At 42.4% G+C, this 526-nt stretch carries 1 pseudogene; it reads right to left on the bottom strand.

Annotated elements, in window-relative coordinates:
* Positions 1 to 526: pseudogene (locus ACS604_RS18960) on the bottom strand (secretion protein HlyD); the annotation flags it as partial.

Raw genomic sequence — 526 nt, 5'->3', positions numbered from 1 at the left:
AAGTACAACTTGTTGTTGTGTTTCACTATCCGTATTCGCTTTAGAGAGCTCTTCACGGGCCTGCACATAATATTGGTTCTGCACATCATTCATTTTGTTTTGCAAATCATTTGCTTCACGACGTAAACGTAAAACTTCCACCTCACTTGCCGCACCTTTAGCAACTAACGGTTCCGTCATTGCCAGTTCTTGTTGCACCAGTTGTAAAGCTTGCTTAAAACCTGCGAGTGATTGTTCTAGATTGGCTCTACGAGATACATATAGAGCTGTTTCTTCTTGTACAAGTTTTGGTTCTTTCATCACAATGTCAGGAAAAACCAATGGCGTACCATTGACTTCCGCCCGTAAGCGCGCTGCTGTTGCCTGAGCAGAAGTAAGTAAAGATTTTGATTCACCGACATTAGATGCCAAACGGGTTGGATCTAGTTGCGCAAGAATTTCGCCCTTTTGAACAATGTCGCCTTCTTGTACATTCAGCTTGGTTAAAATACCACCCTCTAAAGACTGAATCACCTGCTCTTTAGAT

The sequence above is a fragment of the Acinetobacter sp. Li1LvA2 genome (assembly GCF_056156705.1).
Note: the sequence above shows the minus strand (reverse complement) of the source record. Positions and strands in the feature narration are given on the sequence as shown.